A 26525-nucleotide genomic window follows, 5' to 3' on the forward strand; every position below is an offset into this window, starting at 1 on the left:
ATCCACTGTGGGAGCGAGCCTGCTCGCGAATGCGGTTTGTCATTCAGCATCTTTGTTGACTGACACTCCGCATTCGCGAGCAGGCTCGCTCCCACAGTTGTTTGTGGATGACTTGAACCTGTTGACCGCTCGGCGCATCTTTATTCTTCGCACAACAAGAATAAGGAACCGTCATGTTCGATATCAGCACGTTCCCCCAAGCCGATGCCGTCCGCCGGGCTGCTCAGTTGAGTCAGGACGACTATCAGCGCCTGTACCGCGAATCCATTGAACACCCCAGCAGTTTCTGGGCCGAACAGGCCACACGCTTCCTCGACTGGAGCACACCGTGGCAAACCGTTCAGCGCTACGACCTGAAAACCGGTGAAGCCGCCTGGTTTGCCGGCGGCAAACTGAACGTCAGTTACAACTGCATCGACCGTCACTTAGCACAGCGCGGCGATCAAACCGCCCTGCTCTGGGAAGGCGACGACCCTGCCGAATCGGCGCAAATCACCTACAAAAAACTTCATCATCACGTCTGCCGACTGGCCAACGTATTGAAAAGCCGTGGCGTGAAGAAAGGCGATCGGGTGTGCATCTACATGCCGATGATTCCCGAGGCGGCTTACGCCATGCTCGCCTGCACCCGAATTGGCGCCGTTCATTCGGTGGTGTTTGGCGGTTTTTCCCCTGACTCCATGCGCGACCGTATCCTTGATGCCGATTGCCGCACCGTGATCACCGCCGACGAGGGCGTGCGCGGTGGCAAATTCGTGCCGCTGAAAAGCAACGTCGACAAAGCCCTGCAAAGTTGCCCGGATGTCAGCACTGTCATCGTGGTCGAGCGTACCCAAGGCAAGGTCGATTGGGTCGAAGGCCGGGACCTTTGGTATCACCAGGCTGTGCGCGACGTCAGCGACGACTGTCCACCGGAACCGATGGACGCCGAAGACCCGCTGTTCATCCTCTATACCTCCGGCAGCACCGGCAAGCCCAAAGGCGTGCTGCACACCACCGGCGGCTATCTGCTGCAAGCGGCGATGACCTTCAAATACGTGCTCGATTACCGCGACGGCGAAGTGTTCTGGTGCACGGCCGACGTCGGCTGGGTGACGGGCCACAGCTACATTGTCTACGGGCCACTGGCCAATGGCGCGACCACGCTGATGTTCGAAGGCGTGCCGAGCTATCCGAGCAGCTCGCGCTTCTGGCAGGTCATCGACAAGCACAAGGTCAATATCTTCTACACCGCACCGACGGCACTGCGCGCGTTGATGCGCGAAGGTGCCGAACCGTTGAAGGAAACTTCCCGACAGAGCCTCAGATTACTCGGCAGCGTCGGTGAGCCGATCAACCCGGAAGCGTGGGAATGGTATTTCAACGTGGTCGGCGAACAACGCTGCCCCATCGTCGATACCTGGTGGCAGACCGAGACCGGCGGCATCATGCTCAGCCCCTTGGTCAGTGCGCAGCGGATCAAGCCGGGCTGCGCCACGCAACCGATGTTCGGCGTGCAACCGGTGCTGCTTGATGAACACGGCAAGGAGATCAAAGGCGCCGGCAGCGGCGTGCTCGCCATAAAATCAAGCTGGCCGGGACAGATCCGCAGTGTCTACGGCGACCCGCAACGGATGGTCGATACCTACTTCAAGCCCTACCCCGGCTACTACTTCACCGGCGACGGCGCCCGTCGCGACGAGGACGGCGATTACTGGATCACCGGACGTATCGACGATGTGATCAACGTCTCCGGCCATCGTATCGGCACCGCTGAAGTGGAAAGCGCGCTGGTGCTGCACAACAGCATCGCCGAGGCGGCGGTGGTCGGTTATCCACATGACGTCAAAGGCCAGGGCATTTACGCCTTCGTCACACCGATGAACGGCACCGAGCCCAGCAATGAGCTGAAAAAAGAACTGTTGGCCCACGTCAGCAAGGAGATCGGCAGCTTCGCCAAACCGGATCTGATCCAGTGGGCGCCGGCCTTGCCGAAAACCCGCTCAGGCAAGATCATGCGGCGCATATTGCGCAAGATCGCCTGCAACGAACTCGACAGCCTCGGTGACACTTCGACCCTGGCCGATCCGAGCGTGGTGCAAGGCCTGATCGACACGCGCCTCAATCAGTAACCCTTGCGGGCGCGGCCAACCGAGCGCGCCCCACTCCCTCACTGAGTGCTCATGGAATTCATCCGCAGTCGTATCGAAAACCAACTCATGAGCCTGACCGGTCTGTCCCTCGGCCAGCTCGATCTGGAAAACCCCAAGGGCGACCCGGGGCTGTTTGGCCCCGACTCGGTCAGTTGGCAGGTGCACGGCGACTTCAGCAGCATGTTGATCGGCGGCATCAGTGCGCTATTGCTGCAGGCGCTGCATCCACTGGCGCTGGCCGGGGTCTGGGACCACTCGAACTTTCGTGAAGACATGCTCGGACGTTTGCGCCGCACCAGTCAGTTTGTCTCCGGCACCACTTTCGGTTCACGCCGCGACGCCGACTGGTTGATCGAGAAAGTCCGCACCATTCACCTGCAAGTCGTCGGCACGGCGCCAGATGGCCGGCCTTATGCGGCCAGCGATCCGGATTTGCTGACGTGGGTGCATGTGGCGGAAGTCAGTAACTTTCTCGCGGCGCATCTGCGTTATCGCAACCCACAGTTGTCATTGGCCGATCAGGACCGGTATTACGCAGAAATCGCCGTGGTCGCCGAGCGCCTCGGCGCCCGGGATGTGCCGAAATCGCGGCAGGCCGTGGCGGATTATCTGCAACGCATGCGCCCGCAGTTGCTCTGCGATGAGCGCAGCCGCGAAGTCCTGCGCCTGCTGCTCGAAGCCCCGGCCCCCAGCCTGATGGCGCGGCCATTTGGCGATCTGATGATGAAGGCCGGCATCGATCTGTTGCCAGACTGGGCCAGCGACATGCTCGACGCCCGACAGAATCCGCTGCAACGCCAACTGATCCGCGCCAGCGTCAAGCGCAGCGCGCCGATGCTACGCAGGGCGATGCGCAATGGCTCGGTGCAACGGGCAAAGCGGCGGATGGGGCTGCTTCGCTGACGCTCAGAGCTGCAAGCTGCAAGCTGCAAGTTTTGAGCTTGAGGCTTGAAGCTTAGAGCTTGCAGCTCAGTAACTGCTAAACTCCCGCGCCCCAATTCTCTCCAGCAAGGCGCCCGCATGTCTTCCTTGAATCAGGCGCTGCGCGCCGCCCTCGATCAACGTCAGGACTTGCTCTCTGTACTGCACAGCCAGGGCACCGATTGTTATCGCCTGTTCCATGGCAGCCAGGAAGGTGCCGGCGGCCTGACCATCGACCGTTACGGCCCGCAATTGCTGGTGCAAAGCTTTCACCAGACGCTGGAGCGTGACGAGTTGCTGCAACTGCACGCTATCGTCAACCAGACCCTGGGCCTGGAGACTTTGCTGGTCTACAACGACCGTTCCCGCGGCAACTCGCGTATCGACCGCGAAGACCACGTCTACCGTGCCGATGACGCGGCGCTGGTGGATCTGGTCGGTCACGAATGGGGCCTGAATTACCGCGTACGCGGACGCCATGCCGGGCAGGATCCACTGCTGTTCCTCGACCTGCGCAACACCCGCGGCTGGGTCAAGGACCACGCCAAAGGCAAAAGCGTGCTCAACCTGTTCGCCTACACCTGCGGCGTTGGCCTGAGTGCCGCGGCCGGTGGCGCCCGTGAAGTGTGCAACCTGGATTTTGCCGAAGGCAACCTCGCCGTTGGTCGCGAAAACGGTTTGCTCAATCCGCAGTTGCCGGAAATGGAGTTCGTCCAGTCCGACTACTTTCCGGCCATCCGCCAACTGGCCGGTCTGCCCATCAGTCAACGACGCGGGCAGAAACTGCCGAGCTATCAGCGCCTGGAACAGCGCCAGTACGATCTGGTACTGCTCGATCCGCCGGCCTGGGCCAAGAGCGCGTTCGGCACCGTCGACCTGCTGCGCGACTATCAAAGCCTGCTCAAACCGGCCCTGCTGACCACCGCCGACAACGGCGTGCTGATCTGCTGCAACAACCTGGCGAAAGTCAGCATGGATGACTGGCGCGAACAGGTCCTGCGCTGCGCCGAGAAGGCCGGGCGCCCGGTGCGCGAATGGAGCGTGATGACCCCGGGCGCGGATTTTCCGTCGCTGGACCAACAGCCGCCGTTGAAAACCTTGATCCTGCAACTCTGATCACATTGCTTTGCGGCGAACAACCTGCGGGAGCTGGCTTGCCAGCGATTGCGGTGGACCAGGCGACATCTATGTCGAATGATCGGCCGTCATCGCTGGCAAGCCAGCTCCCACAGTGTTTTATGTTTTCCGAAGAATCTGAACAATCCTGTTCTACACCAGGTACTTCGGAACCAGAATCGCGTGCCATACTCCAAGGCACTCCGTTTCCGACAGATGAAGCCGCACATGCCCAAAGGATTGATTCGCGCGATTGGCGCACTGTTGACCGCTCTGGCCCTCTACAGCTTGCTCGGGTTTCTGATTTTACCGGGCATTGCCTTGCGTGTTGCCAACCAGCAACTGGCCAACTACGCAGCGGTGCCTGCGCATATCCAGCGCATCGAACTCAATCCGTTCAGCCTTGAAGTCACCTTGTGGGGCCTGGTCATCGGCGAGCCCGGCAAAGAACAGGTCGGTTTTGAACGCCTGTACGCCGACCTGCAACTCGATAGCCTGTGGACGAAAGCAGTCCATCTGTCCAACATCGAACTGGACAAACCGAAGACCGAAATCCTCTTCGCCAAAGACGGCAAGCTCAACCTGCTCGGTCTTTTCAACATACCCGCCAGTGAACCGACACCCGTCGATCCCGATGCCAAACCGTTTCCTCTGCGCATCGACCAGATCAAACTCGCCAACGGTGTCGTGCACTTTGAGGATGTGCGCCCGAGCGAACCCATCGAATTCCTCTACGACGATCTCAACTTCGAGCTGAAAAATCTCAGCACTCTGCCCGAAGACAGCGCCGACATGACGCTGGTCGCGATTGGTCCCAACGGTGGCCGAATCGACTGGAGCGGCAATTTCAGCCTGATCCCGATCACCTCCGAAGGCACGCTGAAAATCACCGACGGCAATATGAAAGCGTTTTGGCCTTACGTACGAGACGCGGTGCCCCTGGTTCTTGAAAACGGCGTGATGAACCTCAGCACAGAATACAAACTCAATCTGTCGAAACAAACCGAGCTGCAACTGAACAACATCGCACTGAGCATCGCGCCGTTCGCGATCAAGGCACCCGACGGGCGCCCACTGGCGAAACTTGAACGCCTTGATGTCAGCGAGACCTCGGTGGACCTGGCGAAACAGCAAGTGGTGGTTGGCAAGATTCGTAGCCAGAAACTGGAAACCTGGGCCGCCCTTGAGGCTGACGGGCAACTGGACTGGCAGAAACTGTTCGCCAGCCAGCCTTCGAAACCCGCCGCCAAAGCCGCCGCCGAACCGGCCAGCACGCCTGCGACCGCCGACTCGCCAAAACCTGAACCGAGCGCGCCGGACAAGCCATGGCAAGTACTGCTCAAAGATGTGCAGCTGCGCAACTACACCGTCCATCTGGCTGACCGGTCGGCCAATCCACCGGTGACACTGGATGTCACCCCGCTGAACGTCGACCTGCAGGATTTTGACAGCCTCAACGGATCACCCTTCAAGCTCAAACTCGATACCGGGTTAGGCAAGCAGGGCAAGATCCTCGCCGATGGCACGGTCAATCTGGCGCCGGTCAACGCCCAGCTCAACGTTAAAACCCAGGACATCGACCTGCGTGTTGCGCAGTCCTACATCAATCCGTTCATTCGTCTCGAATTGCGCAGCGGCATGCTCGGCAGTGACCTCAAGGTCAACCTCAAGAGCACCGAACCGCTGGCGCTCAGCGTGACCGGCCGCGCGCAGATCGATCAACTGCACACCCTCGACACCCTGAAAACCCGCGACTTCCTCAAGTGGCAGCAAGTCGTTGTGGAAGGCTTGAACTATCAGCATGGCGACAGCCTGTCGATCGACAAGGTCAACCTGTTACAGCCGTACGTGCGCTTCATGATCAACGATGACCGCACCACCAATATCGATGATCTGCTGATTCCGCAGCCTGCCGACAGCGGCACGACAACCGCCGCTGCCAAACCGGCCAGCAAAGACAAACCATTGGGCATTCGCATCGGCGGTATCGCCATCAACGACGGCTCTGCCAACTTCGCCGACTTCAGCCTGACGCCGAATTTCGCCACCGCCGTCCAGCAACTCAACGGCCAGATCGGCACCATCGACAGTCGACAGTCGAAACCGGCCACTGTCGACATCAAAGGCAAGGTTGATCGCTATGCACCGGTGACCATCAAGGGCGCGGTCAATCCTTTCGACCCGATGGCCAGCCTCGACATCACCACCAGTTTCAAACGGGTCGAGCTGACCACCCTGACACCCTACTCCGGCAAATTCGCCGGATACCGCATCCGCAAGGGCCGGCTCAACCTCGACCTGCATTACCTGATCACCAAGGGCCAACTGAAGGCCGAGAACAAAGTGGTGGTCGAGCAATTGCAGCTGGGTGAGAGAGTCGACAGTCCGGATGCGACAAGCCTGCCTTTGAAACTGGCGATCGCGTTGCTCAAAGACGTCGACGGCAAAATCTCCATCGAGTTACCCGTGACGGGCGACTTGAACAATCCGCAATTCAGCGTGATGCCGATTGTCTGGCAGACCCTGCGTAATCTGATCGTCAAAGCCGCTGCGGCGCCATTCAAAATGATTGGTGGATTGGTCAGCGGTGGCGGCTCCCAGGATCTCGGCACGGTGTCCTTCGCGCCCGGCTCCAGCGAGTTGAACAAGGATGCCGAGGGTGCGCTGATCAAGCTGTCCCAGGCACTCAAGGAGCGTCCGGCCCTGCGCCTGGAAATCGAGGGCGTCGCCGCCAAAAGCAGCGACGGCCCATTGCTTGCCGAACAGCGTCTGGAACGTGAATACCAATACAACTACTACAAGATGCTCCAGCGCCGCGGCGATAAAGTCCCGGCCCAGGCATCCTTGATTGACGTGCCGGACAGCGAGAAAGGCCCACTGCTCGAAGGCATCTATCGCACTCGTCTAAAGACTCAGCCGCCGGCCGAATGGAAGGATCTGGGCAAGGAAGAACGCACAGCGAAAATGCGCGAAGGCGTTATCCAGTTCTGGAGTTCCAGCGATGTGCTGCTGCGTCAGTTGGGCCAGGACCGTGCCAGCAGCATCAAGGATTTCCTGGTGGACAAGGGCCAACTGGCTGACGACCGCGTGTACTTCATCGACACCAATCTGGGCGAGGCTGAAAGCGACGGTCGGGTGGTGACGCAAATGCACCTGGATGCCGAATGACCCATCGTAAATGGCTGGCGGCAATGGCACTGACATTCGTTGCTGGCCAGGCGTCAGCCTCCGATACGTTGCGTTGCGGCAGCCAACTGATCAGCCTAGGCGACCGCGCAAGCGAGGTGCTGAACAAGTGTGGCGAGCCCGTGAGCCGCGATGTACTGGGTTACAAGCGCAGCGCCAATCGGCGGGAAGAGTTTCAGGTCGAGGAATGGACCTACGGCCCGAACAACGGCATGTATCAATACCTGCGCTTTGAAGGCAATCGTCTGAAGCAGATCGATAGCAAACGCGGTAATTGACCCGACACCAAACTCATGTGGGAGCGAGCCTGCTCGCGAATGCAACGCGTCAGTCGACATCTTCGTCGGCTGACGGAGCACTTCGCGAGCAGGCTCGCTCCCACATTGTTTGTTGCGTGCCAAATAAAACGGGCCCCGACACAAAGTGTCGGGGCCCGTAATGATCACATCCATGTGATCGTTCGCATGAACTCTAAAGTTGCGGCAGACGTATTGCTCGGCCCGTCTGTCGCCCCTTCTCCCGGTCCAGGCGAGAAGTCATGCCTTACTCGGCTTTCAGGCCGTCAGCGGATACCGCTTTAACGCCTTTGATTTTCTTGGCGATGGCAACAGCTACGTCTTTCTGCGATTCGGTTACAGCAGTAGTCGACGACAGCGACACAACGCCTTTGTTGGTTTCTACTTTGATGTCGGTACCTGGAATGCCTTTTTCGGTGACCAGGTCAGCTTTGACCTTAGTGGTGATCCAGGTATCGGAAGTATCTTGTTTCATCTCGGTGACTTCACCGGCTGCCAGAGTCATTGGAGCCTGAGTAGCCTGAGCCGATTGTGCGAATGCACCGGAAGCCATGGTCAGGGTCAGCGCGGTTGCAGCAGCGGCAGTGATAGCGAACTTCTTCATACGAGTAACTCCTGTTTTTCTGGAAAGTCTGCTGGATGTCTTGTCAGCAGGGTTACCGTAGATATTGCGAACGCTGTGCCAACTTTTCAGATGACACAAAACCCTTATAAATCAACAACTTATAAATAAGACAAATTTCCGGATTCATGCAAAATGCATGAGTGGCTGAATATTCACATGCAAGTTGCGGCTTTTTGAAAAGTTCCTAAGGCGCTGAAATTATTGAAGCTTTTGTGAAGCGCTGCGCAATGAAAAATGCCCCGCATTGCGGGGCACTTAACCAAAAAACAATGAAAGCCTTATGTACCGCTAGCAGTACAGCCTTTTGGCGAATAGTCAGGTGCAACGGTAGTGCCGCAAGTCCAGAGACCCGCGCCGGTGCCAGAGGACCGAGTGAGCGTGATGGTTTTGTCCAATACTGGGCCTGGCGCATTTTTGATCGTACAAACGATAGTCCCGGCACCCGAAGAAGCTGTGCCCGACGCGGTCACCGAACAGTTTGAGGTGGTAACCGTCGCACTGCCCGCCACGTTAGTCAGTGTGGGATCAGTACCTTGGTTAATGACGTCCTCGAATGGCACTTTCATCGCACTGATCTCTGCCAGCCCCGCCGTCACCTTGGATCGCGCTTGATATTTCGAATACTGCGGCAGGGCGATAGTCGCCAGAATCCCGATGATCGCCACAACGATCAGCAGCTCGATCAGCGTAAAACCTTGTTGTTTTTTCATAGAAACGCTCCATGCATGAGTCGAAATCTCATGATCTGAGAAGAGCAGAGCATAGCCCATGCCAAGCGCCTGAAAGCCCTGCCCACAAAGCGCGAGCAGCGCTCTACGCAGTTTCCTACAGCCCGCAACCGCACTATCTGACACTTTTTGTCACCTGCACCGACCGTGTTTGGCGCTGTCACTTGACTAGGCTATAAGTCATGAACTGCAAGCGTGCGGAATCCCCATGAATGACATCGCTCTGAGCGGTCTGGCCAAGCAATTGGTGCAGGCCGAACTGCTCACGGAAAAAAGTGCCCAGCAGGCCTGGCAACAGGCCCAGCGCAATCGGCTGTCGCTGGTCAGCTATCTGGTGCAGAACAAACTGGTAAAGAGCGCGCAGGTCGCCGAGATCGCCTCCGAGCACTTCGGCATGGCGTTCCTCGACCTTAATTGCCTGGACAAGGAAACCCAGCCCAAAGGCCTGGTCAGTGAAAAACTGGTGCGCCAGCATCATGCCCTGCCCTTGTGGCGGCGCGGCAACAAGCTGTTCGTGGGAATTTCCGACCCGAGCAATCATCAGGCAATCAACGACATCCAGTTCAGCACCGGGTTGAGCACCGAAGCCATCCTGGTGGAGGACGACAAGCTCAGCGATGCCATCGAAAAATTCTTCGACACTCACGCCAGCGGTCTCGAAGACATGGCCGACGTCGATCTCGACGGCCTCGATGTCGAATCGATCGACGACAACAAGCAGGACGCCATCGGCGGACAAGACGCCGACGATGCGCCGGTGGTGCGTTTCGTCCACAAGATGCTGCTCGATGCGATCAAAAGCGGCTCCTCCGACCTGCATTTCGAGCCTTACGAAAAAAACTACCGGGTACGGGTGCGCACCGACGGCATTCTGCGCGAGGTTGCCAAGCCGCCGATCCAACTGGCCGGGCGCATCGCCGCACGTTTGAAAGTCATGGCCAGCCTCGACATCTCGGAACGGCGCAAACCGCAGGACGGGCGGATCAAGATGCGCCTGTCCAAAAGCAAGTCGATCGACTTCCGGGTCAATACCCTGCCGACCCTGTGGGGCGAGAAAGTGGTGATCCGGATTCTCGACCCCTCCAGCGCGCAAATGGGCATCGACGCCCTCGGCTATGAGCCTGAGCAGAAAGACCTGTATTTGGCAGCCCTCAAGCAGCCACAAGGGATGATTCTGGTCACCGGCCCCACTGGCTCGGGCAAAACGGTGTCGCTGTACACCGGGCTGAATATTCTCAACACGGTCGACATCAACATATCCACCGCCGAAGACCCGGTGGAGATCAATATGGAAGGCATCAACCAGGTCAACGTCAACCCCAGACAGGGGCTCGACTTTGCCCAGGCCTTGCGCTCGTTTCTGCGTCAGGATCCGGACGTGATCATGGTCGGCGAGATCCGCGATCTGGAAACCGCCGAGATCGCGATCAAGGCTGCGCAGACCGGCCACCTCGTGCTTTCGACACTGCACACCAACAGCGCCGCGGAAACCCTGACGCGACTGCATAACATGGGCATCCCCGGCTTCAACATCGCCACTTCGGTCAGCCTGATCATCGCCCAGCGGCTGGCGCGCAAGTTGTGCAGCCACTGCAAGAGAGCCATCGAGATTCCGCGCGAAGCCCTGATCAAGGAAGGCTTCCCCGAGGAACGCATCGGCAGTTTCACGATCTACGAGCCAGTCGGTTGCGATCACTGCAATGGCGGTTACAAGGGACGCGTGGGGATTTATGAAGTGGTGAAGAACACAGCAGACCTGCAACGACTGATCATGGCCGAGGGCAACTCGCTGGAAATCGACATCCAGATGCGCCGCGACGGCTTCGACGACCTGCGTACCTCAGGCCTGCGCAAGGCCATGCAAGGCATTACCAGCCTGGAAGAAATCAACCGGGTCACCAAGGACTGAACATGGCGGTCAAGGCAGCGAAAATCAGCGTCTACGCCTGGGAAGGCACGGACAGGAAAGGCAGCAAACTCAGCGGTGAATTAAGCGGGCAGAACCCGGCACTGATCAAGGCTCAACTGCGCAAGCAAGGGATCAATCCGGGCAAGGTGCGTAAAAAAACTGCCTCGCTTTTTAGCTTCGGCAAACGCATCAAGCCCCGGGACATCGCCCTGTTCACGCGGCAGATGGCGACCATGATGAAGGCTGGCGTGCCGCTGCTGCAGTCGTTCGACATCATCGGTGAGGGCTTCGAAAACCCGGCCATGCGCAAACTGGTCGACGAGGTGAAACAGGAGATCGCCGCCGGTAACAGTTTCGCCAACGCCCTGCGCAAGAAGCCGCAGTATTTCGATGAGTTGTATTGCAACCTCGTGGATGCCGGCGAACAGTCCGGCGCCCTCGACACGTTGCTGGAACGGGTCGCGACCTATAAGGAAAAAAGCGAAGCCCTCAAGGCCAAGATCAAGAAAGCCATGACCTACCCCACCGCCGTGGTGCTGGTTGCAGCCGTGGTGACCGGGATTCTGCTGGTGAAAGTGGTGCCGCAGTTCGAGTCGGTTTTTTCCGGTTTTGGCGCCGAGTTGCCGGCCTTCACCCTGCTGGTCATCAGCCTCTCGGAATTCATGCAGCAATGGTGGTGGGCGATACTCGTTGCGCTGGTGGCCGCTTTTTTCGGCACCCGCCGTGCGCTGAAAACATCCCAGGCCATGCGCGATCGCAAAGACACCTGGCTATTGAAGCTGCCGTTGGTGGGCACGCTGATGTACAAATCTGCCGTTGCACGCTTCGCCCGGACCCTGTCGACCACATTTGCTGCCGGCGTGCCGTTGGTGGAAGCGCTCGACTCGGTAGCCGGCGCCACGGGCAACGTGGTTTTCAAGCGCGCGGTATTGCGCATCCGCCAGGATGTTTCCACGGGTATGCAGCTGAATTTTTCCATGCGCACCACCGGGGTTTTTCCCAACATGGCGGTGCAGATGACCGCCATCGGCGAAGAGTCCGGCGCGCTGGACGAGATGCTCGACAAGGTCGCCGGGTTTTACGAGGACGAAGTGGATAATATGGTCGACAACCTCACCAGCCTCATGGAGCCGTTCATCATGGTCGTCCTGGGGGTGATTGTCGGCGGTCTGGTGGTGGCGATGTACCTGCCGATCTTCCAACTCGGCTCAGCGATCTGACATGCCTATCGACGAACTGTTTGCCGTTTACCCACTGGCCTTCGTCTGCACGGCGTTGCTGCTCGGTCTTATCGTCGGCAGCTTTCTCAATGTGCTGGTCTGGCGCCTGCCGAAAATGCTCGAGCGCGATTGGCGCCAGCAGGCGCAGGACGTGCTCGGTCTGCCCGGCGAAACGCCGCTGCCGACCTACAACCTGATGCTGCCGCACTCCGAGTGCCCGCACTGCGCACATCGAATTCGTGCGTGGGAAAACATCCCGCTGCTCAGTTATCTGTGCCTGCGCGGACGCTGCTCCGCGTGTGCAGCGCCGATCAGCAAACGCTATCCGTTGACCGAACTGAGTTGTGGACTGCTTTCGGCGTTTATCGCCTGGCAGGTGGGTTTTGGCTGGCCGGCCTGTCTGTTGATCTTCCTCACCTGGGGCTTGCTGGCGATGAGTCTGATCGACACCGAGCATCAATTGCTGCCCGATGTGCTGGTGCTGCCGTTGTTGTGGCTGGGGCTGATCGTCAACAGTTTCGGGCTGTTCGTGCCGCTGCACGATGCAATGTGGGGCGCGGTGGCCGGTTATATGGCGCTGTGGTCGGTTTTCTGGCTGTTCAAACTGCTGACCGGCAAGGACGGCATCGGTCACGGTGATTTCAAGCTGCTGGCGCTGCTCGGCGCCTGGGGTGGCTGGCAGATTCTGCCGCTGACGATCCTGCTGTCTTCGCTGGTGGGAGCGATTCTCGGGGTGATTTTGCTGCGTGTGCGCGAGCAGAAAACCTCGACGCCGATCCCCTTCGGCCCCTATCTGGCAATTGCCGGCTGGATTGCCTTGCTCTGGGGTGGTCAAATAACCGACTTCTATTGGCAGTTTGTCGGTTTGAAATGAATACCCCTGTGGAAAAACCCTGGATTCTCGGCCTGACCGGCGGCATCGGCAGCGGCAAAAGCGCCGCGGCCCAGCACTTCATCGACCTTGGCGTCCATGTGGTCGACGCTGATCACGCAGCACGCTGGGTGGTCGAACCGGGTCGCCCGGCGCTGGCCAGGATTGCCGAGCACTTCGGCGCCGGCGTGTTACAGGCTGACGGCACGCTGGATCGCGCCGCCCTGCGCAAGCTGATCTTCGAAGTCCCGGAGCAGCGCCGCTGGCTCGAAGCCCTGCTGCATCCGTTGATCGCCGAGGAAATCGCCCATCATCTGGCGCTGGCAAAATCGCCCTATGCGATTCTGGTTTCGCCACTGTTGATCGAATCCGGGCAATACGCGATGACCCAGCGAATCCTGGTGATCGACGCTCCGCAACAACTGCAGATCGAACGCACCTTGCAGCGTGACCAGACCAGCGAACAGCAGGTTCAGGCGATCCTCAAGGCCCAGTCGAGCCGTGAAGACCGCGTGAGCCGTGCCAACGACGTGGTGGTCAACGACCGCGACCTCGCCTGGCTGCACAGCGAGGTCGAGCGCCTGCATGACTTTTACCTGACTTTAAGTGGAGGCCAATCATGAGCCAGATCCCGACCGTAGAATGCCCAACGTGTGGCGCCCCCGTGGAATTCACTCCGGATAACAAATTCCGGCCGTTCTGCTCCGATCGCTGCAAACTGATCGACTTGGGCGCCTGGGCCTCGGAAGAACACAAGATCCCGGTCGCACCGGACGCCGAGGATGAACTGTTTTCCGGCGATTTCGATCCGCGCCACTGATCCCTTCAGGGCCGCATGAAGCCGTAGTCCTGATCGTCGTCGAGGTTTTCCGCCAGAAAGCGCAACTCGTCGGCCAGGTCTTCGGCGTTGCGCACGGTCTTGCTCTGTTGCACCACCGCACTGAGCAAGGCGCGCAGGCTCAACCCCGGATCGAACCCCACCTCTTGCGCCATCTCCAGACTCTTGCGGGTTTCCTGCCGCGCCCACTCGTAAACACTCATGCTGCCGCTCCTGAAGGAATTTGGCCGAGCATGAAATGCCGCGCGCGTGGCGGGTTTGATGTGGATCAAGACTTGGGATCGTCGTCCTTCCAGGGTGCCGAAAGGTAGCGCGTGCGATTGAACGTCTCCAGCCATTCCGGGCTGAACACCACCAGTGCGCTGACCACCATGCCGTTGATGAACGCCTCGGGGAATATGATCAGCCACAGGTAGCCGATGAAGTCTTCCAGCCATTCGGGCATGGCAAACAGGCCGTCGTACCAGAGCAATGTCAGGCTCAGCAGCAGACACAACAGCGCCGACAGCGCGGCGGCGAGAAACCCGGAGCAGAAGATGTACACAAAGGGATTGCGAGGCTGGGCGCGCTCGACGAGGATCGCCACGCACTCGGTAACCAGCACCGGCAGCAGAATAAACAGTGCACCGTTGACCCCCAGTGCCGCGAGATCCTGGCGCCCGAGAAGCACCAGGCCAACTTGCGCCACCAGCCCGCCGAGAATCGCCAGCGGCCAGTCGAGCAGCAATGTCACCGCCGTCATGCCGATGAAGTGATAAGCCACCCCGGTATCGAAATCCCGGCGCACCAGCCACAACAGAAACAGCGCGAACACCGTGCCGAACAACAGATGCTGGCGACGGCTATCACTGAACAACTCGACCCAAGGAGCACGAACAATCGCCCAGAACAGCACCGGCAGATAGATCAGCCATCCGAGCGTCAGGCTTGTGGATGACAGCAATTCGGCGCCGATCATAGGTGATCCTTCGCTGACGCCTGGCGCCGCGCCAGCCAAAGATCGAGCAGCAACACTGTTATATTTTTCACGCGGTTCTCCCGTCGAGGCAGATCTCAGTCTATACCGCCGTTTGCGACTCGCCGTATCACGCTTCTGCGCGTGGCGCGCAGAGAATCCGGAGGAGAGAAAAAGTTACGAAAACTTTACGGGACGAGACAACAGGCCCGCCGATACTGCGCGGCGCTAACAAAAAGGCGTTACATATGTCCATTGCGGTATTACGACTCATCAGCTTCATTCTGGGAATTATTCTGATCACGCTGGCGGTGAGCATGCTGATACCCATGCTGACGCTGGTGATCCATGATCGCAAAGATGATATGTCGGCCTTCCTGTGGTCGAGCTTGATCACAGCGCTGTGCGGACTGGTGATGATTAACAAGGGTCGTCCCGAGAACGTTCAGTTACGTCCTCGCGATATGTACATGCTGACGACCGCCAGTTGGGTGGTTGTGTGCATATTCGCCGCATTGCCTATGGTGCTTATCCAGCACATCAGCTACACCGATGCGTTTTTTGAAACGATGTCAGGCATCACCACAACTGGATCGACCATCCTTACCGGGCTGGACACGGCATCTCCAGGATTGCTGATCTGGCGGTCGATGCTGCATTGGCTGGGCGGGATCGGCTTCATCGGCATGGCGGTGGCTATCCTGCCATTACTGCGGGTCGGGGGCATGCGGCTATTCAAGACCGAATCGTCCGACTGGTCGGAGAAGGTCACGCCGCGCTCCCATGTCGCCGCCAAATATATTCTGGGGCTTTATGTCGGGCTTACCGGTCTTGCCACGCTGGCCCTGTGGATAGCAGGGATGACGCCGTTCGAAGCCATCAACCATTCAATGTCATTGATTTCCACGGGAGGATTTTCAACCTCCGATGCCTCGCTGGCACATTGGACACAACCGTCCATTCATTGGGTGGCGGTCGCTACCATGATTCTGGGCAGCCTCCCTTTCACGCTGTACGTGAGCACGCTTCGCGGCAATAAACGGGCCTTGTTCAAGGATCATCAGGTACGCGGGTTCATCGGCTTTTTGCTCATTACCTGGGTGCTGGTCGGTACTTGGTTGTGCTTGCACAGCGAGTACGGCTGGTGGGAAGCGTTTCGGATCGTGGCGGTCAACGTGACATCGGTGGTCACGACAACCGGCGTAGCACTGGGGGATTACACGTTATGGGGCAGTTTTGCCGTATTGCTGTTCTTCTATCTGACCTTTGTCGGGGGCTGCTCCGGTTCCACCGCTGGCGGTCTTAAAATATTCCGCTTTCAGGTGGCTGGCACGCTGCTAATGGGCAGTCTGAATCAATTGATCCATCCTCGCGCCGTGATCCGAAAAAGATACAACAAACACCCCATCGACGAGGACATCGCCCGTTCGCTGCTGACGTTTTCATTCTTTTTCACCATCACTATCGGGGTGATCGCCATGGGTTTGGCGCTCATCGGCCTGGACTGGACAACTGCATTGAGTGGCGCGGCTACCGCCGTCTGCAACGTCGGGCCTGGCGTTGGCTCGATCATTGGGCCGGCGGGAAACTTTTCCACATTGCCCGATGCTGCCAAATGGCTGCTGACTGTCGGCATGCTTTTGGGAAGACTGGAGATCCTCACTGTCCTGGTGCTGCTCACACCGGTCTTCTGGAAATACTAGTCTCGACAACCAATTGAGATTTATTGCCTAGACTCCTCTTGTCCACCGTGCAAACGCTTTTGAGTCATGAGCCGCACGAGAACTAAAACAAGAGGAACATCTCAATGCTTAAATCATTGCGCAACGCAGTCGTCTGCGCACTTGCGCTGGGCGTATCGGGCCTGGCGCTGGCGGCCGATCCAATCATTATCAAGTTTTCCCATGTAGTCGCCGAGCAAACGCCCAAGGGTCAAGGCGCCCTGCTATTCAAGAAACTCGTCGAAGAACGCCTGAAGGACAAGGTCAAGGTTGAGGTCTACCCGAACTCTTCGTTGTTTGGCGACGGCAAGGAAATGGAGGCACTGCTGTTGGGCGATGTGCAACTCATTGCTCCGTCGCTGGCAAAGTTCGAACAATACACACCGAAATTGCAGCTATTCGACTTGCCGTTCCTGTTCAACGACATCTCGGCCGTCGACCGTTTCCAGCGCAGCCCTCAAGGCCAGGAACTGCTCAAGTCGATGGAAAGCAAGAACATCACAGGCCTGGCTTATTGGCACAACGGCATGAAGCAGTTGTCCGCCAACAAGAAGCTGGTTGTACCGGGCGATGCCCGGGGTCTGAAATTCCGTGTACAGGCGTCGGCCGTACTGGATGAACAATTCAAAGCAGTGAAAGCCAACCCGCGCAAGTTGAGCTTCGCCGAGGTGTATCAGAGCTTGCAGACCGGTGTCGTGAATGGCGCGGAAAACCCTTACTCGAACATCTTCAGTCAGAAAATGCACGAGGTGCAGAAGTTCATCACCGAATCCGACCATGGCTTGCTCGACTACATGCTGATCACCAATACCAAGTTCTGGAATGGCCTGCCGCCGGATGTGAGAGCCGAACTGGACAAAATAATCGTCGAGGTTACCGCTCAGGTGAACAAAGACGCCGAGAAGCTCAACCAGGACGCCAAACAGCATATCGTCGACGCCAAAACCACTGAAATCATCCTGCTGACTCCGGAACAACGTGGCGAGTGGCGTGAAAAAATGAAGCCGGTCTGGGCGAAGTTCGAAGGTGCTATCGGCGCCGACCTGATCAAGGCCGCCGACGCCTCAAACCAGGCTCAGTAAATCTGCCCGCATGTGCCGCCTCAAAAGGGCGGCACCTGTTTCATTGTCGTCACTCGATCGGGAGCAGTTACTCATGAATGCCTTGCGGCGCATCTGGGACCACTTCGAGGAAGGCTTCATTGTTTTCCTGTTGGCGGCAATGACGCTGGTGACGTTCGTTTACGTCATCCTGAACAACCTCTATAGCGTTTTCTACAGCTTCGCTGAGCAATGGCAAGGCGCAAGTGAACCGTTATTCGCGATTGGCGACAGCATCATGGGGATGGCCCAGGCCATGACGTGGAGCATCGCGTTGACCAAAGCCCTGTTTGCCTGGCTGATCTTTTTTGGCTTGTCCTATGGCGTGCGCACTGCCGGGCATATCGGCGTCGATGCCTTGGTGAAGCTGGCCAGCAAACCGGCTCAGCGCATCATCGCCATCATCGCCTGCCTGTGCTGTCTCGCCTATGCGGGGCTGCTCAGTGTCAGCAGTTTCGAATGGATTCAGACGTTGTTCATCGCCGGTATCGGCGCCGAGGATCTCGGTCACTACGGCATCATGCAGTGGCACATCGGGCTGATCGTGCCTGTCGGTTTCGCTCTGGTGTTCATTCGCTTTGCCGAAATCCTCGTGCGCATTGTGCAACACCGTCAAACCGGTTTGGGCCTGGCCGATGAAGCCGCAGATGCGATGAAACTGACCGAACATGAGGATGACAAGAAATGACCATTCTGTTCCTCTTCGTCGCCCTGTTCGTGCTGATGTTCATCGGCGTGCCGATCGCCATTTCCCTGGGTTTGGCCGGTTCGATGACGATCATTCTGTTCAGCCCCGACTCCGTGCGCTCACTGGCCATCAAGTTATTCGAGACATCCGAGCACTACACGTTACTGGCGATCCCGTTCTTTTTGCTGGCCGGCGCGTTCATGACCACGGGCGGCGTGGCGCGACGCCTGATCGACTTTGCCAATGCGTGTGTCGGTCATATTCGCGGTGGTCTGGCCATCGCAGCCGTCCTCGCGTGCATGTTGTTCGCCGCGCTGTCCGGCTCGAGCCCTGCAACGGTCGCGGCCGTGGGTTCCATCGCAATTGCGGGCATGGTCCGCTCCGGTTATCCACAGGCGTTCGGTGCCGGCATCGTGTGCAATGCCGGTACGCTGGGCATTCTCATTCCACCCTCCATCGTCATGGTGGTATATGCCGCTGCGACGGAGACCTCGGTCGGCAAGCTGTTCATGGCCGGAGTCATACCGGGTTTGCTGCTGGGTACCGCGCTGATGGTGGCTATCTATGTCGTCGCCGTCAGGAAAAACCTGCCCGCCATGCCTCGTGCCACCGTTCGTGAATGGTTTACGGCAGCACGCAAAGCCATCTGGGGCCTGTTGCTGATGGTCATCATCCTGGGCGGCATCTACTCAGGAATGTTCACCCCGACCGAGGCGGCGGCAGTCGCGGCGGTCTACTCGGCATTCATTGCACTGTTCGTCTACAAGGACATGACGTTCCGTGAGACACCGAAAGTGCTGCTGGAATCCGCCAAGCTGAGCATCATGCTGATGTTCATCATCGCCAATGCCATGCTGTTCGCTCATGTGCTGACCACCGAGCAAATTCCGCAACAGATCACCGCCTGGGTCATCGGCGCGGGGCTGACGCCGGTGACGTTCCTGCTGGTGGTGAACATCGTATTACTGGTGGCGGGGGCGTTCATGGAGCCTTCGGCAATCATCCTGATCCTGGCGCCGATCCTGTTTCCGATTGCCGTGCAGTTGGGGATCGACCCGATCCACCTGGGCATCATCATGGTGGTGAACCTGGAGATCGGGCTGATTACTCCGCCCGTGGGGCTGAACCTGTTCGTCACGTCGGCGGTGACAGGCATGTCGCTGGGTGCCACCATCCGTGCGGCGATGCCTTGGCTGATTATCCTGTTACTGTTCCTGATATTGATAACCTATGTACCGTGGATTTCGCTGGCCCTGCCAAACTGGCTGGGGATGACGTAACCGGGAAGAGTTTTCCTGGCCACTACTTCGATCACATTTGAACGCTAAGCTTGGCCTATGGATGACTCAGATTACTTACGCCTGCTGACCATCGCGGCCGAGCAGGCCAACGCATTCCTGTCCAATGCCCGCAAATGGGAGCGTGAGCGTTGGGTCTGCCAGCGCCTGCTGCAAGGCCTGAACATTCCTTATCGCGCCGACGAATTCGCGCCTGCCGGCGAGCCGCCGGACGTGCTGTTTCGCGACGCCAACTTCGAAGTATTCTTCGTCCTCGACGAGGGGCGCAGGCTTAACGACGAATGGCGCGATGAACTGCAACGTCGGCGTAGCGCGTTTTCCCTCAGTCAACTGGTGCGCCGCGAAGCCAAGCCAAAGCGGATTCCGGCCAATGAATTCCTCTTGCGCCTCGCGCCGACGCTGCGCAAAAAAGCCCACAACTACAAGGAGCGCGGCATGGATCTGGGCGAGCTGGACATCATCGCGTTCGCCAGCCTCAAGCGCGAAGTGCTGGACCTCAACAGCCACTTTCCACCGCCGACCGAATATTTGCGTCAGGGCTGGCGTTCGCTGTCCCTCGTCGGCCCGACGTTCGCCCGCGTGCTGTTTGCGCACCCCGATGCACCGGACTTTCTGCGCAGTAACCTGGGGCGCAGCATCGTCTTCGATGTAGGGATCAGCCTGTGACACCACTTCAGCAATTGATCGCCGATGTCCCGCAAACCGGCACCGTGCGCTGGATCGGCGTGCGCCCCGAATCCCGTGGACCGATGATCGAACTCGATGCCGTTGAAGCACGCCTTGAAGCCGGACTGACCGGCGACCACGCCCGCCCCGGGGTGCGCAACGCGCGGCAAGTGACGCTGATTCAGTGGGAACATCTGGCCGTGATCAGCGCATTGATGGGACGCCCGCACGATCAACCGGTAAAACCTGAAGATCTGCGGCGCAATCTCGTTATAAGCGGGATCAACCTGTTCAGCCTCAAGGGCAGGCGCTTTCGTATCGGTCAGGCGATTTTCGAAACCACCGGCTGGTGCCAGCCCTGCGCACGCCTGCAGAACAACCTCGGCCCCGGCACCTTTCAAGCGGTGCGCGGGCATGGCGGAATCACCGCGCGAGTGTTACAAAGCGGCATCATTCGCCTCGACGATAGCCTCTGTGTCGAACCGGTTCCGGACAGCGGCTATGCTGCGTTCAACCCCGGTTGAAAACCGCTGTAGCTTCTGCACATTCAGCAACGTCTACCTGACGAGGCCTTTATGACCAGCCGCCTGAAACCCGAAGACCAAAAGCATGTCGAAGAGTACCTGCAACTTTCCCAACACCGTGTCGAGCGCCGGCCTTTCCGGCCTTGGATGCTCCTGGTGCTGGTGCTGGCAGTGACCATTGGTCTCGGCCTGTTGAGCCGATTTATCAGTTACCTGACGCTATGAGCTGCATCGCGCTCGCTCGGGTAATCGCACCGATTTCTTTTAAAAACCTTGCGAGTTATCCCTATGTCCCATCGTATTGTTATTGTCGGCGGCGGCGCCGGCGGTCTGGAGTTGGCTACCCGCCTGGGTAAGACTCTGGGCAAGCGCGGCACGGCCAGTGTGATGCTGGTCGACGCGAACCTGACGCACATCTGGAAACCGCTGTTGCACGAAGTGGCGGCTGGATCGCTGAACTCCTCCGAAGACGAACTCAACTATGTTGCCCAGGCAAAATGGAACCACTTCGAGTTCCAGCTGGGGCGCATGAGCGGGCTTGATCGTGCCGCGAAAAAAATCCAGCTGGCCGCCACCTACGACGAAAACGGCGTCGAACTGGTGCCCGCCCGCGAAGTGGCTTATGACTCGCTGGTGATCGCAGTAGGCAGTACCACCAACGATTTCGGCACTCAGGGCGCCGCGCAGCACTGCCTGTTCCTCGACACCCGCAAACAGGCCGAGCGTTTCCACCAGCAGCTGCTCAACCACTATCTGCGTGCCCATGCCGGGCAGTCCGATGTGGTCCAGCAGATCAGCGTGGCCATCGTCGGCGCCGGTGCTACCGGCGTCGAGCTGGCGGCAGAACTGCACAACGCGGCGCATGAACTGGCGGCGTACGGCCTCGACCGCATCAAACCGGAAAACATGCACATCACCCTCATCGAAGCCGGGCCACGGGTGCTGCCTGCCCTGCCGGAGCGCATCAGCGGGCCGGTGCACAAGACGCTGGAGAAACTCGGGGTCAACGTGATGACCAACGCGTCGGTCAGCGAAGTGACGGCCGACAGCCTGATTACCGCCGATGGCAACGAGATCAAGGCCAGCCTGAAGGTCTGGGCGGCGGGCATTCGCGCACCGGGTTTCCTCAAGGATCTCGATGGCCTGGAAAGCAACCGCATCAATCAACTGCAAGTGCTACCAACCCTGCAAACCACCCGCGACGAAAACATCTTCGCGTTCGGCGATTGCGCCGCATGCCCGCAACCGGGCTCCGACCGCAACGTGCCGCCGCGTGCGCAAGCCGCGCATCAACAGGCGTCACTGCTGGCCAAGTCGCTGAAACTGCGCATCGAAGGCAAGACCCTGCCGGAGTACAAATACACCGACTACGGCTCGCTGATTTCGCTGTCGCGCTTCTCGGCTGTGGGTAACCTGATGGGCAACCTGACCGGCAGCGTGATGCTCGAAGGCTGGCTGGCGCGGATGTTTTACGTGTCTCTGTATCGCATGCACCAGATGGCGCTGTACGGGCCTTTCCGCACGGCAATGCTGATGCTGGGCAGCAAGATCGGTCGCGGGACTGAGCCGCGTCTGAAGCTGCACTGATGCAATACCTGTAGGAGCTGCGGCACACTGCGATCTTTTGACCTGGTTTTTAAAGATCAGGATCAAAAGATCGCAGCCTCGTTTCACTCGAATGCTCCTACAGGGTTTGAGGGTGATCTGCAGAGATGTGTCTGACTGTATCCCGCCCCGCTCTCCCCACCTTCGCTTACAAACGCCCCGCTCCACGACACAGACGCGATACACCGCCACCGCCTAATGGCCCCACCTGAGCACACCTGCTCCGGCTGATCGCCCTTAACGTGTGGTTGCGCTGTGCAACCGTAGGAGAATGCAATGTCCCATCACTCGACTCTCGGCAAAAAATCCATTGGCCTGTTCGGCGCTGCACTGGCGGGAGGCCTGATGCTGTCCGGCTCGGTATTCGCCGCGCAGCCACTGGCTCAGGGCTACATGGTCGCTTCAGCAGAAACCTCGGTAAAAACCCCGGAAGGCAAATGCGGTGAGGGCAAATGCGGCGACGCCTCGATGGCCAAGACTGACAGCGATGGCGACGGCAAAGTCTCGCGCGCCGAGTTCATCAAAGTCGCGCCGAAATCCGACTTCGACAAGATCGACACCAACCATGACGGCTTCATCGATGAGCAAGAGGCGTATGACAACGTGAAAGCCAACTTCGAAGCCAACGGCAAGAAAATGCCCAAGGGTCTGTTCGAACACCTGAAGGATCAAGACGGCGCCTGAGTCGGCTGTAGACAAAGCCGCGTCTTCCTTTGGAAAACGCGGCTTTTTTACGCCCCAAACAAGCACTGTTGCTGTGGGGCTTATAAATGCCGGACAAAAAAAATCCCCGTATCTTTCGATACGAGGATTTTTAATATGGTCGGGGTAAGGGGATTCGAACTCCTGACATCCTGCTCCCAAAGCAGGCGCGCTACCGGACTGCGCTATACCCCGGTAAAAAAAAGGCGACCTTTCGATCGCCTTCTTCGATCAGCGCTTTTGGCCTCTGATCTTAAGATTCGATCCCAGCGTTAACTGGTTTCAAAAATGGTGGGTCGTGTGGGATTCGAACCTACGACCAATTGGTTAAAAGCCAACTGCTCTACCAACTGAGCTAACGACCCAAAAATGGTCGGGGTAAGGGGATTCGAACTCCTGACATCCTGCTCCCAAAGCAGGCGCGCTACCGGACTGCGCTATACCCCGGTTTGAAATTGGCTCCGTGACCAGGACTCGAACCTGGGACCCAATGATTAACAGTCATTTGCTCTACCGACTGAGCTATCACGGAACTACATATTTCAATTTACAACGGTGAAACTTGCAGCTTTCAGACTCCGTTCGCATCGCTGCGTTCGTGTGTCTGAGGCGCGCTATTCTACAACCTAGAACACCTCTGTCAACCCCCTAAATCGCTTTCAAGTTAATGATTTGCAACTTATTTCAGATTTCCGCTCAGTGAGCTGAAACCCTTGTGGGTGACTGACTGCGGGGCGCACTTTACAAGCCTTTTCCTTTCAGTTCAACAGCCTGGCGAAAAAAAGGCCTCGCAATGCGAGGCCTTCCTTATTTTATTGACGCTGCGGATCAGTTGAAAACGATTTCGTCGTTCTCCACTGCACCTGTTGCTGTCGCGCCAGGCAGGAAATGCCCCGACAGGATCAGTTGCGCCAACGGGTTTTCGATCCAGCGCTGGATCGCCCGCTTCAGAGGACGTGCGCCATAGACCGGGTCGTAGCCGACGGCAATCAGCTTGTCCATCGCCTCCGGACTCAGTTCCAGCTTCAGCTCGCGCTCGGCCAGACGGCTGCGCAGGCGGCCCAACTGGATCTCGGTGATACCCGCGATCTGATCCCGCGCCAAAGGCTCGAAGATCACCACCTCGTCGACCCGGTTGATGAACTCCGGACGGAAGTGGGAAGTCAGCGCGTCCATGACGGCCGCACGTTGTGCCTCATGATCACCGACCAGCTCCTGGATCTGCGACGAGCCGAGGTTAGAGGTCATGACAATCACGGTATTGCGGAAATCGACCGTACGGCCATGACTGTCGGTCAGACGGCCATCCTCAAGCACTTGCAGCAGAATGTTGAACACATCCGGATGCGCCTTCTCGACTTCGTCCAAGAGGATCACAGAGTAAGGCTTGCGCCGTACCGCTTCGGTCAGATAACCGCCCTCTTCGTAACCGACGTATCCCGGTGGCGCACCGATCAGCCGTGCCACGGAATGTTTCTCCATGAATTCGGACATGTCGATCCGCACCATCGCCTCTTCAGTATCAAAGAGGAACTCGGCGAGAGCCTTGCACAGCTCGGTTTTACCGACACCGGTCGGGCCGAGGAACATGAACGAGCCGCTCGGACGATTCGGGTCGGACAACCCGGCGCGCGAACGACGCACCGCATTGGAGACCGCCACGACCGCCTCTTCCTGACCGATCACGCGCTTGTGCAACAGGCTTTCCATCTTCATCAGCTTGTCGCGCTCGCCTTCGAGCATTTTCGACACCGGGATGCCGGTCCACTTCGACACGACTTCCGCGATTTCTTCCTCAGTCACCTTGCTGCGCAGCAACTGGTTTTCGCTCTTGCCGTGCTGGTCGACCATTTGCAGGCTGCGTTCCAGATCCGGGATGACCCCGTACTGCAACTCCGCCATGCGGTTCAGATCGCCTTTGCGGCGCGCGGCTTCCAGTTCCTGACGGGACTGTTCGATCTTCTGCTGAATCTGTGCAGAACCCTGCACCTCGGCTTTTTCCGAGTTCCAGATTTCTTCCAGGTCCGAGTACTCGCGCTCAAGACGGACGATTTCTTCCTGAAGTTTTTCCAAGCGTTTCATCGCCGCTTCATCGCTTTCTTTCTTCAGTGCCTGAGATTCAACTTTCAACTGAATCAAACGGCGCTCCAGACGATCCAGCACTTCCGGCTTGGAATCGATCTCCATGCGGATGCGGCTGGCGGCCTCGTCGATCAGGTCGATGGCCTTGTCCGGCAACTGCCGATCAGTGATGTAACGGTGGCTGAGCTTGGCCGCCGCAATGATCGCGCCGTCGGTGATCGCGACTTTATGGTGAACCTCGTAACGCTCTTTGAGGCCACGCAGGATCGCGATGGTGTCTTCTTCGCTCGGCTCTTCCACCAGAACTTTCTGGAAGCGCCGTTCGAGGGCCGCATCCTTCTCTATATATTGGCGGTACTCGTTGAGCGTGGTTGCGCCAACGCAATGCAACTCGCCGCGAGCCAGCGCAGGCTTGAGCATGTTGCCCGCATCCATGGAGCCTTCGCCCTTACCGGCACCGACCATGGTGTGCAGTTCGTCAATGAACAGAATGATCTGCCCTTCCTGCTTCGACAGCTCATTGAGCAGCGATTTCAGGCGCTCTTCGAACTCACCGCGATACTTGGCACCGGCAATCAGTGCGCCCATATCGAGGGACAGCAGACGCTTGCCCTTGAGGCCATCCGGCACTTCGCCATTGATGATGCGCTGGGCCAGACCTTCGGCAATCGCGGTTTTACCCACGCCAGGCTCACCGATCAACACCGGGTTGTTCTTGGTGCGACGCTGCAGAACCTGGATGGTGCGACGGATTTCGTCGTCACGGCCGATCACCGGATCAAGCTTGCCGTCTTCGGCACGCTTGGTGAGGTCGACGGTGTACTTATCCAGCGCCTGACGCGACTCTTCGTGGTTGGCGTCGTTAACGGCTTCGCCACCGCGCAGGTTGTTGATCGCGTTTTCCAGAGCTTTCTTGCTCACGCCCTGGCCGAGCAACAGTTTGCCGAGCTTGCTGTTTTCGTCCATCGCAGCGAGCAACACCAGTTCGCTGGAAATGAACTGATCGCCCTTCTGCTGGGCCAGACGATCAGCCTGGTTGAGCAGGCGCGCCAGATCCTGCGACATATTCACGTCGCCAGTCGGGTTCTGGATTTTTGGTAATTGATCGAGCTCTTTGGTCAGCTCTTTTCGCAGACTGTTGACGTCAAAGCCTACTTGCATCAGCAGAGGTTTAATCGAACCACCCTGCTGTTCAAGCATGGCCTGCATCAAGTGCGCCGGCTCGATGGCCGGATGATCGTGGCCGACAGCCAACGACTGGGCGTCGGACAAGGCCAACTGTAATTTGCTGGTTAAACGGTCTATACGCATGGGGTCACCTTCCTTTTGAGCAGGCCGGACC

Annotated in this window: 24 protein-coding genes and 4 tRNA genes; 19 read left to right on the plus strand and 9 right to left on the minus strand. The window is 58.4% G+C overall.

Going from position 1 to position 26525, the window contains the following annotated elements; genetic code table 11:
* Nucleotides 1-173 precede the first annotated feature (173 nt).
* The 5 genes from acs (at nucleotide 174) to AB4P97_RS19060 (ending at nucleotide 7633) form a co-directional block, all read left to right on the plus strand.
* The gene (acs, locus tag AB4P97_RS19040) at nucleotides 174-2111 is read left to right on the plus strand and encodes an acetate--CoA ligase (protein ID WP_395601469.1); all 1938 of its coding nucleotides are present in this window, start codon (nucleotides 174-176) and stop codon (nucleotides 2109-2111) included.
* Nucleotides 2112-2162: 51 nt separating this feature from the next.
* Nucleotides 2163-3035 carry an oxygenase MpaB family protein gene (locus tag AB4P97_RS19045; RefSeq protein WP_395601470.1) on the plus strand — a complete coding sequence of 291 codons (873 nt, stop codon included), beginning with the start codon at nucleotides 2163-2165 and terminating at the stop codon, nucleotides 3033-3035.
* Nucleotides 3036-3152: 117 nt separating this feature from the next.
* Nucleotides 3153-4169: a class I SAM-dependent rRNA methyltransferase gene (locus AB4P97_RS19050; RefSeq protein ID WP_395601471.1), complete on the plus strand. Its 1017-nt coding sequence runs from the start codon at nucleotides 3153-3155 to the stop codon at nucleotides 4167-4169.
* Between the two features lie 216 nt (nucleotides 4170-4385).
* Complete coding sequence (locus AB4P97_RS19055; protein ID WP_395602957.1) at nucleotides 4386-7337, plus strand: DUF748 domain-containing protein; 2952 nt, start codon at nucleotides 4386-4388, stop codon at nucleotides 7335-7337.
* Entirely contained in the window at nucleotides 7334-7633 is a 300-nt protein-coding gene (locus AB4P97_RS19060; RefSeq protein ID WP_115146562.1) for a DUF2845 domain-containing protein, read from the plus strand. The genes AB4P97_RS19055 and AB4P97_RS19060 overlap by 4 nt, the downstream gene beginning before the upstream one ends.
* Before the next feature lie 265 nt (nucleotides 7634-7898).
* On the opposite strand, the gene AB4P97_RS19065 is transcribed toward AB4P97_RS19060, so the two are convergent.
* The gene (locus tag AB4P97_RS19065) at nucleotides 7899-8255 is read right to left on the minus strand and encodes a BON domain-containing protein (protein ID WP_042561109.1); all 357 of its coding nucleotides are present in this window, start codon (nucleotides 8253-8255) and stop codon (nucleotides 7899-7901) included.
* Nucleotides 8256-8554: 299 nt separating this feature from the next.
* Nucleotides 8555-8986 carry a pilin gene (locus AB4P97_RS19070; RefSeq protein ID WP_042561110.1) on the minus strand — a complete coding sequence of 144 codons (432 nt, stop codon included), beginning with the start codon at nucleotides 8984-8986 and terminating at the stop codon, nucleotides 8555-8557.
* A gap of 226 nt (nucleotides 8987-9212) precedes the next feature.
* On the opposite strand from AB4P97_RS19070, the gene pilB reads away from it, so the two are divergent.
* Genes pilB through yacG form a run of 5 tightly spaced genes read left to right on the plus strand, consistent with a single transcriptional unit; the run spans nucleotide 9213 to nucleotide 13824 of the window.
* Complete coding sequence (pilB, locus tag AB4P97_RS19075; RefSeq protein WP_395601472.1) at nucleotides 9213-10913, plus strand: type IV-A pilus assembly ATPase PilB; 1701 nt, start codon at nucleotides 9213-9215, stop codon at nucleotides 10911-10913.
* A 2-nt stretch (nucleotides 10914-10915) separates the two neighbouring features.
* The gene (locus tag AB4P97_RS19080; RefSeq protein WP_042561112.1) at nucleotides 10916-12133 is read left to right on the plus strand and encodes a type II secretion system F family protein; all 1218 of its coding nucleotides are present in this window, start codon (nucleotides 10916-10918) and stop codon (nucleotides 12131-12133) included.
* Between the two features lies 1 nt (nucleotide 12134).
* Nucleotides 12135-13007, plus strand: coding sequence for an A24 family peptidase (locus tag AB4P97_RS19085; RefSeq protein ID WP_150595329.1), 873 nt, complete (start codon nucleotides 12135-12137; stop codon nucleotides 13005-13007).
* A complete protein-coding gene (gene coaE, locus AB4P97_RS19090) occupies nucleotides 13004-13627 on the plus strand; it encodes a dephospho-CoA kinase (RefSeq protein ID WP_395601473.1) in 624 nt (207 codons plus the stop codon). Before AB4P97_RS19085 ends, coaE begins: the two co-directional genes overlap by 4 nt.
* Nucleotides 13624-13824 carry a DNA gyrase inhibitor YacG gene (gene yacG, locus AB4P97_RS19095; RefSeq protein WP_042561115.1) on the plus strand — a complete coding sequence of 67 codons (201 nt, stop codon included), beginning with the start codon at nucleotides 13624-13626 and terminating at the stop codon, nucleotides 13822-13824. The genes coaE and yacG overlap by 4 nt, the downstream gene beginning before the upstream one ends.
* 5 nt (nucleotides 13825-13829) lie before the next feature.
* On the opposite strand, the gene AB4P97_RS19100 is transcribed toward yacG, so the two are convergent.
* Together AB4P97_RS19100 and AB4P97_RS19105 are read right to left on the minus strand one after the other, a co-directional pair.
* Nucleotides 13830-14045 carry a hypothetical protein gene (locus AB4P97_RS19100; protein WP_042561116.1) on the minus strand — a complete coding sequence of 72 codons (216 nt, stop codon included), beginning with the start codon at nucleotides 14043-14045 and terminating at the stop codon, nucleotides 13830-13832.
* 65 nt (nucleotides 14046-14110) lie between these two features.
* Complete coding sequence (locus tag AB4P97_RS19105; RefSeq protein ID WP_042561117.1) at nucleotides 14111-14800, minus strand: energy-coupling factor ABC transporter permease; 690 nt, start codon at nucleotides 14798-14800, stop codon at nucleotides 14111-14113.
* A 245-nt stretch (nucleotides 14801-15045) separates the two neighbouring features.
* Between AB4P97_RS19105 and AB4P97_RS19110 the strand changes: the two genes are divergently transcribed.
* The 9 genes from AB4P97_RS19110 (at nucleotide 15046) to AB4P97_RS19150 (ending at nucleotide 23083) form a co-directional block, all read left to right on the plus strand.
* Nucleotides 15046-16500: a TrkH family potassium uptake protein gene (locus AB4P97_RS19110; RefSeq protein WP_395601474.1), complete on the plus strand. Its 1455-nt coding sequence runs from the start codon at nucleotides 15046-15048 to the stop codon at nucleotides 16498-16500.
* A 104-nt stretch (nucleotides 16501-16604) separates the two neighbouring features.
* Complete coding sequence (locus tag AB4P97_RS19115) at nucleotides 16605-17600, plus strand: TRAP transporter substrate-binding protein (RefSeq protein ID WP_395601475.1); 996 nt, start codon at nucleotides 16605-16607, stop codon at nucleotides 17598-17600.
* A 73-nt stretch (nucleotides 17601-17673) separates the two neighbouring features.
* Nucleotides 17674-18306 carry a TRAP transporter small permease gene (locus AB4P97_RS19120; RefSeq protein WP_042561120.1) on the plus strand — a complete coding sequence of 211 codons (633 nt, stop codon included), beginning with the start codon at nucleotides 17674-17676 and terminating at the stop codon, nucleotides 18304-18306.
* A complete protein-coding gene (gene dctM / locus AB4P97_RS19125; protein WP_042561121.1) occupies nucleotides 18303-19586 on the plus strand; it encodes a C4-dicarboxylate TRAP transporter large permease protein DctM in 1284 nt (427 codons plus the stop codon). The genes AB4P97_RS19120 and dctM overlap by 4 nt, the downstream gene beginning before the upstream one ends.
* Nucleotides 19587-19643: 57 nt before the next feature.
* Nucleotides 19644-20270 carry a DUF1780 domain-containing protein gene (locus AB4P97_RS19130; RefSeq protein WP_007909887.1) on the plus strand — a complete coding sequence of 209 codons (627 nt, stop codon included), beginning with the start codon at nucleotides 19644-19646 and terminating at the stop codon, nucleotides 20268-20270.
* A complete protein-coding gene (locus tag AB4P97_RS19135) occupies nucleotides 20267-20794 on the plus strand; it encodes an MOSC domain-containing protein (RefSeq protein ID WP_042561122.1) in 528 nt (175 codons plus the stop codon). Before AB4P97_RS19130 ends, AB4P97_RS19135 begins: the two co-directional genes overlap by 4 nt.
* Before the next feature lie 51 nt (nucleotides 20795-20845).
* Nucleotides 20846-21019 (plus strand): DUF3094 family protein, encoded by a 174-nt coding sequence (locus AB4P97_RS19140; RefSeq protein WP_042561123.1) that lies wholly within the window; start codon nucleotides 20846-20848, stop codon nucleotides 21017-21019.
* A 63-nt stretch (nucleotides 21020-21082) separates the two neighbouring features.
* Nucleotides 21083-22381: an NAD(P)/FAD-dependent oxidoreductase gene (locus AB4P97_RS19145; RefSeq protein WP_395601476.1), complete on the plus strand. Its 1299-nt coding sequence runs from the start codon at nucleotides 21083-21085 to the stop codon at nucleotides 22379-22381.
* Between the two features lie 294 nt (nucleotides 22382-22675).
* Entirely contained in the window at nucleotides 22676-23083 is a 408-nt protein-coding gene (locus AB4P97_RS19150; protein ID WP_042561125.1) for a hypothetical protein, read from the plus strand.
* Between the two features lie 136 nt (nucleotides 23084-23219).
* Here the strand turns inward: AB4P97_RS19150 and AB4P97_RS19155 are convergent.
* From AB4P97_RS19155 to clpB, 5 genes are all read right to left on the minus strand, one after another.
* Nucleotides 23220-23296, minus strand: a tRNA-Pro gene (locus AB4P97_RS19155).
* Nucleotides 23297-23390: 94 nt separating this feature from the next.
* Nucleotides 23391-23466, minus strand: a tRNA-Lys gene (locus AB4P97_RS19160).
* A gap of 5 nt (nucleotides 23467-23471) precedes the next feature.
* Nucleotides 23472-23548: transfer RNA gene (locus tag AB4P97_RS19165), tRNA-Pro, on the minus strand.
* Nucleotides 23549-23557: 9 nt separating this feature from the next.
* Nucleotides 23558-23633: transfer RNA gene (locus AB4P97_RS19170), tRNA-Asn, on the minus strand.
* 296 nt (nucleotides 23634-23929) lie between these two features.
* A complete protein-coding gene (gene clpB, locus AB4P97_RS19175) occupies nucleotides 23930-26494 on the minus strand; it encodes an ATP-dependent chaperone ClpB (RefSeq protein WP_042561126.1) in 2565 nt (854 codons plus the stop codon).
* Between the last annotated feature and the right edge of the window lie 31 nt (nucleotides 26495-26525).

The sequence above is a fragment of the Pseudomonas sp. A1230 genome, assembly GCF_044218825.1.
Classification (GTDB): Bacteria; Pseudomonadota; Gammaproteobacteria; order Pseudomonadales; family Pseudomonadaceae; genus Aquipseudomonas; species Aquipseudomonas iridis.

Bases quoted from the DNA above. Each gene is read 5' to 3' on its own strand.
- coaE (WP_395601473.1), top strand. From the start codon at position 13,004: ATGAATACCCCTGTGGAAAAACCCTGGATTCTCGGCCTGACCGGCGGC.
- AB4P97_RS19050 (WP_395601471.1), top strand. From the start codon at position 3,153: ATGTCTTCCTTGAATCAGGCGCTGCGCGCCGCCCTCGATCAACGTCAG.
- AB4P97_RS19060 (WP_115146562.1), top strand. From the start codon at position 7,334: ATGACCCATCGTAAATGGCTGGCGGCAATGGCACTGACATTCGTTGCT.
- AB4P97_RS19070 (WP_042561110.1), bottom strand. From the start codon at position 8,986: ATGAAAAAACAACAAGGTTTTACGCTGATCGAGCTGCTGATCGTTGTG.
- AB4P97_RS19085 (WP_150595329.1), top strand. From the start codon at position 12,135: ATGCCTATCGACGAACTGTTTGCCGTTTACCCACTGGCCTTCGTCTGC.
- dctM (WP_042561121.1), top strand. From the start codon at position 18,303: ATGACCATTCTGTTCCTCTTCGTCGCCCTGTTCGTGCTGATGTTCATC.
- acs (WP_395601469.1), top strand. From the start codon at position 174: ATGTTCGATATCAGCACGTTCCCCCAAGCCGATGCCGTCCGCCGGGCT.
- yacG (WP_042561115.1), top strand. From the start codon at position 13,624: ATGAGCCAGATCCCGACCGTAGAATGCCCAACGTGTGGCGCCCCCGTG.
- AB4P97_RS19105 (WP_042561117.1), bottom strand. From the start codon at position 14,800: ATGATCGGCGCCGAATTGCTGTCATCCACAAGCCTGACGCTCGGATGG.
- AB4P97_RS19110 (WP_395601474.1), top strand. From the start codon at position 15,046: ATGTCCATTGCGGTATTACGACTCATCAGCTTCATTCTGGGAATTATT.
- AB4P97_RS19145 (WP_395601476.1), top strand. From the start codon at position 21,083: ATGTCCCATCGTATTGTTATTGTCGGCGGCGGCGCCGGCGGTCTGGAG.
- AB4P97_RS19045 (WP_395601470.1), top strand. From the start codon at position 2,163: ATGGAATTCATCCGCAGTCGTATCGAAAACCAACTCATGAGCCTGACC.
- AB4P97_RS19150 (WP_042561125.1), top strand. From the start codon at position 22,676: ATGTCCCATCACTCGACTCTCGGCAAAAAATCCATTGGCCTGTTCGGC.
- clpB (WP_042561126.1), bottom strand. From the start codon at position 26,494: ATGCGTATAGACCGTTTAACCAGCAAATTACAGTTGGCCTTGTCCGAC.
- AB4P97_RS19055 (WP_395602957.1), top strand. From the start codon at position 4,386: ATGAAGCCGCACATGCCCAAAGGATTGATTCGCGCGATTGGCGCACTG.
- AB4P97_RS19115 (WP_395601475.1), top strand. From the start codon at position 16,605: ATGCTTAAATCATTGCGCAACGCAGTCGTCTGCGCACTTGCGCTGGGC.
- AB4P97_RS19120 (WP_042561120.1), top strand. From the start codon at position 17,674: ATGAATGCCTTGCGGCGCATCTGGGACCACTTCGAGGAAGGCTTCATT.
- AB4P97_RS19100 (WP_042561116.1), bottom strand. From the start codon at position 14,045: ATGAGTGTTTACGAGTGGGCGCGGCAGGAAACCCGCAAGAGTCTGGAG.
- AB4P97_RS19080 (WP_042561112.1), top strand. From the start codon at position 10,916: ATGGCGGTCAAGGCAGCGAAAATCAGCGTCTACGCCTGGGAAGGCACG.
- pilB (WP_395601472.1), top strand. From the start codon at position 9,213: ATGAATGACATCGCTCTGAGCGGTCTGGCCAAGCAATTGGTGCAGGCC.
- AB4P97_RS19140 (WP_042561123.1), top strand. From the start codon at position 20,846: ATGACCAGCCGCCTGAAACCCGAAGACCAAAAGCATGTCGAAGAGTAC.
- AB4P97_RS19130 (WP_007909887.1), top strand. From the start codon at position 19,644: ATGGATGACTCAGATTACTTACGCCTGCTGACCATCGCGGCCGAGCAG.
- AB4P97_RS19065 (WP_042561109.1), bottom strand. From the start codon at position 8,255: ATGAAGAAGTTCGCTATCACTGCCGCTGCTGCAACCGCGCTGACCCTG.